The 5,046-nt window shown below is 68.3% G+C and carries 5 protein-coding genes and 1 pseudogene; 4 read left to right on the forward strand and 2 right to left on the reverse strand.

What is annotated here, in order from left to right; translation table 11 throughout:
• Positions 1-974 precede the first annotated feature (974 nt).
• From ACFWBT_RS41755 to ACFWBT_RS41765, 3 genes are all read left to right on the forward strand, one after another.
• Positions 975-1,172 (forward strand): DUF6000 family protein, encoded by a 198-nt coding sequence (locus ACFWBT_RS41755; protein WP_385709697.1) that lies wholly within the window; start codon positions 975-977, stop codon positions 1,170-1,172.
• Positions 1,173-1,231: 59 nt separating this feature from the next.
• Positions 1,232-1,507 (forward strand): hypothetical protein, encoded by a 276-nt coding sequence (locus ACFWBT_RS41760; RefSeq protein WP_385709688.1) that lies wholly within the window; start codon positions 1,232-1,234, stop codon positions 1,505-1,507.
• 465 nt (positions 1,508-1,972) lie between these two features.
• Positions 1,973-2,614 carry a uridine kinase gene (locus ACFWBT_RS41765; protein WP_385709690.1) on the forward strand — a complete coding sequence of 214 codons (642 nt, stop codon included), beginning with the start codon at positions 1,973-1,975 and terminating at the stop codon, positions 2,612-2,614.
• A 208-nt stretch (positions 2,615-2,822) separates the two neighbouring features.
• On the opposite strand, the pseudogene ACFWBT_RS41770 reads toward ACFWBT_RS41765, so the two are convergent.
• Both ACFWBT_RS41770 and ACFWBT_RS41775 read right to left on the reverse strand, forming a co-directional pair.
• Positions 2,823-2,906 (reverse strand): annotated as a pseudogene (locus tag ACFWBT_RS41770) (IS5/IS1182 family transposase); the annotation flags it as partial.
• Between the two features lie 244 nt (positions 2,907-3,150).
• The gene (locus ACFWBT_RS41775; protein WP_385709692.1) at positions 3,151-4,113 is read right to left on the reverse strand and encodes a zinc-dependent alcohol dehydrogenase family protein; all 963 of its coding nucleotides are present in this window, start codon (positions 4,111-4,113) and stop codon (positions 3,151-3,153) included.
• A gap of 167 nt (positions 4,114-4,280) precedes the next feature.
• Here ACFWBT_RS41775 and ACFWBT_RS41780 point away from each other — a divergent pair, with 167 nt between their 5' ends.
• Entirely contained in the window at positions 4,281-4,946 is a 666-nt protein-coding gene (locus ACFWBT_RS41780; protein WP_385709695.1) for a TetR/AcrR family transcriptional regulator, read from the forward strand.
• Positions 4,947-5,046 lie beyond the last annotated feature (100 nt).

Consider the following 5,046-nt stretch of genomic DNA (forward strand, 5'->3'; position numbering starts at 1 on the left):
CCCCGTGGTCGTGATCGAGGAGTCGCACCTGCTGGACGACCAGGAGGTGATGAGGACGCGTGCACGACGGATCCGGCTGGACGCTGGTGTTGCGCCCCCTCCAGGGGTGATGAAGACCGGCCAGTACCGCATCTATGGCGGCAACAGCCCGAGTTGCGACCCCTCCAGGGGTGATGAGGACCACCAACCCACCCGCATGGCTGCCCCCGGACACCATGTTGCAACCCCTCCGGGGGTGACGAGGACTCGACGGTAAAGTCGCTGGTCACCTGTGTCCGTCTCCGTGTCGTGGGACCGATTTTGCAGCGATCCGGCGGTCGTGCATCAACTCAAGAGCGGCGCAGTAGGCGCAGCGCGGGTGACGGCGAACGTGATCCCGCCCGCATCGAGGAGACTCGCCAGGCCATGCTCGAAGCCCTCTCGAGCTCCCCTGACCAGCAGAAGACGGACGGCGAGGGCCGGGACGTCTCCTAGTTGTGGCCCCACCTCGTCCACGCAAAGGCTCCTCAAGCCACACCTCTGGTCGAGGAGCGCTGGGCCCGGCGGCGACGGTTGCGCCGTTCCTGGTGTCGCCTTGCAGCGCTGACCGACAGACGGGGCACCGGAGGGTTCCAGGTCGGGTCTGGCGCGTACAAGCCGCACGGGGTGACGCCATCGGCCGCCAGCATCCAGGGAGATGCCGACGCTCACTTCGACGACAAGCTCTGGCTGGACGAGGTGGATATCGAGAGTCTGTGTGCTGCCCCAGCCCGCTGAGAACCGACGCCCTGTCCACGGGTGCCGGTCAGTCTGCGGCTGAAGCAGGCTTCCGACGCTGGCAGCGAGCTCCCGGTTGAGGGGCGTGGTGCGGCCAGCGAAGTGCAGACGGCCCTCGGCATCGAGTCGGCCGAGCAGCAGACTGGACGGCGCACGGACACGTCCGGTCACCGCACCGACGATCGCGTCGCTCGTGTGGCGGGACCTTTGCTCTCACACTGCTTCACCTCGATGCCGTCCTTGGGACCGAGCGAGCATCCCGATACCTTGCCGCCGGTGGCCTGTGGCAGCAGTGGACCGATGCCACGCCGAACATGGTGCGGGACCCGCAGGAGTACCGGCAGGTCGTGGACAAGCTCTGTTCCTTCGCCAGCGAGTGCGCTGAACTCTTTGCCAGAATGGAAACCAGGCGCTGATTCTCCCGACCTGACCGCTGGACGCCGACTGCTTTGGACCCCTCGGTAGAGTCTGGGCAATGACGGGAAACCGTGGCCGCTGGCCAAAGATCGACCAGGATGGTGGCATCGAGGACGTGACACTCCTCATCCTGGAATGGCTGGGTGAGCAGGGCGTGAATGCCATGATCAGGATGGACGCCGAGAGGGCGGCTGATAACGCGCCGGCGTGGACGTTCGCAGCCAGCGGCGGTCCCTTGGAGCATGGCATGCGTGCTGATGGGAGGACTGTGCAGCAATGCATGTCCACAGCCCTGTCCCAGCTGCGCGAGGCCGGGCTGTCGGTTCCGTTTTGATCCTCGTCTTCGCTCGCCTCTGGCTTCGATCATGACGTTGGTCTCGGCGTCCCAGCGGTTCCTCCGGAGCTGCTGAAGCCCGGCATGCCGAGCTGGATTGCAGCCGACTGTCTCTCGGCCAGTGCGTCGACCTGGGCGAGCTTGTCTTTGGCGCCGGCCAAGTTGACACGAAGCCCCTCGACCTCACCGAGCCAGCCGTGGTGAGCAGGCGTCGAGTCGGATGCATGACTACTTGTTCCAGTGCGTCGACGTCACGCCCGCGCCCAAGGGCCGCTACGCCACGCTGAAGGTCCGCGGCATCGCCGAGACCGGTGTGCAGGTCGACCGAAGGTCGCGGCCCTGGCCTCCGCTGAACCGGGCCGCGTTTCCCTGCTTGCCATGGGCGATCACTCCGCCGTACATTCCCTGCACCCGGCTTGTCCGGCCGCTTCGTCTATCCCCTTTGAGCACATGAGGAGCGCCCGTATGACGGGTGTACTGGCGGTCGCAGGCGGCACCGCATCCGGCAAGTCCACCCTTGCCGAAGCCCTGTCGCTGCAGTGTCCCGAAAGCGTGGCACTGGTCCATCTGGACGACTACTACGTGCCCACGCACGACCCCCTGAGGGGTGTGTGGACGGTCAGTGCCGACGGGCACGCCGTCCTCGACTGGAACCATCCGGAGTCGATCGACGAGACAGCGGTGGCACACGCCATCGACGCGGCGCTGCTGCGCCCCGGCGTGCTGCTGGTGGTGGTCGAGGGCCTGTTCGCGCTGTCACTGCCGTCCGTGGTCCGGCGAGCGGCGTGGCGGGTGTACGTCGACACCCCCGACGACATACGCCTGGCCCGCAAGATCCTCCGGAAGATCGACGTGCAGCGGCAGGACCCCCGACTGTCCCTGCGCAACTATCTGCAGACCGGCAGGGACCGCCACGCAGCCCACGTCGCGCCCTCCCGGGCCGCGGCCGATCTGGTCGTGGACGGGACCGCGAGCGAGGCGGAGATGCTGGCGGCCGTCATGCCGCTTATCGGGCCGGCCCTCGCCCCGCCGCCCGCGGCGCCCTCGCGGGCACGGGAGGTGTGCGGTGTGACCCGTACCCCCGGGGTCCCGGTGTTCGCGCTGTGACGTGCCCCGGGGGCACCGGCCCCGGCGAGGGACGCCGCGTGATCACGCTTCCGGCAACACAGCCCGACCCCCGGCCAGCTCTCAGGCGAATCACGACCGATCCAGTTCACCTGCAGCCAGGCGAACTGCAGGGACGACATGGCCCCCCGGCAGAGGGCGAGCCGGTACCGGCCGCCCCGGTCACAGGACTCCCGATGGGCCGCGAACCTCGCCGCCGCCCGCGCCGGGACCGTATCGGTGGTATTCCCTGTATCAGAGGGATGAGGGCCTGGCTGTCGTGTCTGGTCAAAGCCATCCTCACCCTCCACCGGACGACATCACGCTGAGGTAGGAGAGTGGCCCACGGACATCCAGGGCAATCATCACGCGGCATTGCGCAACGGAACGCTCCGACGCCGGGACGAGATAGCGGTAACCGGGCACGCCACGCACGTGCCTGGCCGCTGGCGGTGGGGACAGTCGGCGGCGGGTGTCAGCCGCGACCCGAGCGGGTCCCATTCCGTTACCTGGGGCCGCGAACACCGTTCCTGCCCGGCTCAGGGTGCCAGCACGACCCTGCCGAATACCTTGCCCGCGTCCATTTCGCGGTGAGCCAGCACCGCCTGGTCCAGCGGCAGCACCTCGTGCACGACCGTGCGCAGGTCCCCGTGCGCGGCATCATCGAACTGGGACGACCGCACCGCCTGCCTGTCGGAGCCGAGCACGGTGTCGGAGCTGAAGGTGGCGAACGACAGCGACTTGCGGAAGGCATCCATCAGCCGCATGCCGAAGTCCGCCGGCGGCTGCCCGCCGACCACGCCGACAGCCACATACCGCCCGTTCGAGTTCAACCGGTCCAGGAACAGGGAAAGCCGAGGTCCCCCCACGACATCAATCACCACGTCGAAACCCGACGGTGCGTCCGAGTCACCCTCGCCGGAGCGGTCGAGGACATGGGTCGCGCCCAGGTCCCGCAGGCGGGTGCCACGCTCCTCCGATGAGCTGGTGACCGCCACCGCGCCCGCACCGCCCTTGGCCGCAAGCTGGACCGCCGTGATTCCGATGCTGCCCGCCGCACCGCGCACGAGCACCGTCTCGCCGGGCGTGAAACGAGCGCGGTCCAGAGCGAAGTGGGCGACCACACCGGAACCGCCGAGGGTCACCGCGTCCGTGCCGGTCAGGCCGTCAGGCAGCAAAAGGACGTCCTCGACCGAGGCGACGGCCTGCTCGGCATACCCACCAGACAGGCCGGTGAACGCCCACACCCGCCGCCCCATCCACGAAACGTCCACGCCCTCTCCCACTGCGGTGACGCTACCCGCCACCTCGCTGCCAAGGAGATGGCCCTCCCGGAAGCCGTACGCGGCGAGCGTTCCCCGGCGGATCACGGCGTCCACGCCGCCTACCCCGATCGCCTCCGTGGTGATCCGCACCTGCCCCGGGGCAGGGACGGGCACGGGCAAGTCGACGACCTCCAGACCGTCAGGGTTTCCAAACTCCCTGATCACGACGGCTTTCATCTCTGCTCCTTAGGCCGGTGAACGAACGGGCCACAGCTGCTGCGACCGTGAGGGGCGAGCCCGGCTCCACAGCCCGAGGCACCACCAGCAGGGTGCTGGGACGGGGCGGCGTCACCGCCATCGGACCGTAACGGACGCCCCCGTCCAATTGGCTAAAGTGAGAGGCCATGACCGACCGTTTGCCTCACACTGCGCGCTCCGACGCCCGCGATAATCGGGCCCGCATCCTGGACGCCGCCCGCGCGGTGTTCAGTGAGGAGGGCCTGAATGCGCCCATGCGCGAGGTCGCCCGGCAGGCAGGCGTCGGCCCCGCCACGCTGTACCGGCACTTCCCGACCAAGCAGGCACTGATCGTGGAGACCTTCGCCGAGCAGCGGCGAGCCTGCCATGCCGCCGTCCGCGACGCCCTCGCAGACCCGGATCCATGGCACGGATTCCGGAGCCTGGTCGAGCGCATCTGCGAACTCCACGCACACAGCCGGGGATTCGCCGACGCCTTCATGGCAGCATTCCCCGAGGCCATGGACTTCGCCGCCGAACGAGAGCGGACTTTGCGCGGGGTTGCCGAACTGACCCGCCGCGCCCAGGATACGGGCCAGCTCCGCCCCGGCTTCGTCGTCGACGACCTGATCCTCATGCTCATGGCCCACCGGGGCCTCCAAGACGCGCCGCGTGCCGCCCGGCTCACGTCCTCTCGCCGCTTCGCTGCCTACGTGATCGAGGCGTTCCGCGCCGCACCAGAGACGGGAGCGCCTACACCGCTGCCGCCAGCACCACGCCTGCAGCTCGCGTACTCGCCTAGCGCGTGTCTCTTTGATGGGTTGGTCAGTTGATCGGGTGTGTCTGTCCGATTAGTGATCACTGATGCGATGTGGAACCGGATCGAGCCGCTGTTGATTTCCTATCCGGTTCGTGGGCGGGTATTTTATGAGA

Source organism: Streptomyces sp. NPDC060027 (assembly GCF_042737005.1).
GTDB lineage: Bacteria > Actinomycetota > Actinomycetes > Streptomycetales > Streptomycetaceae > Streptomyces.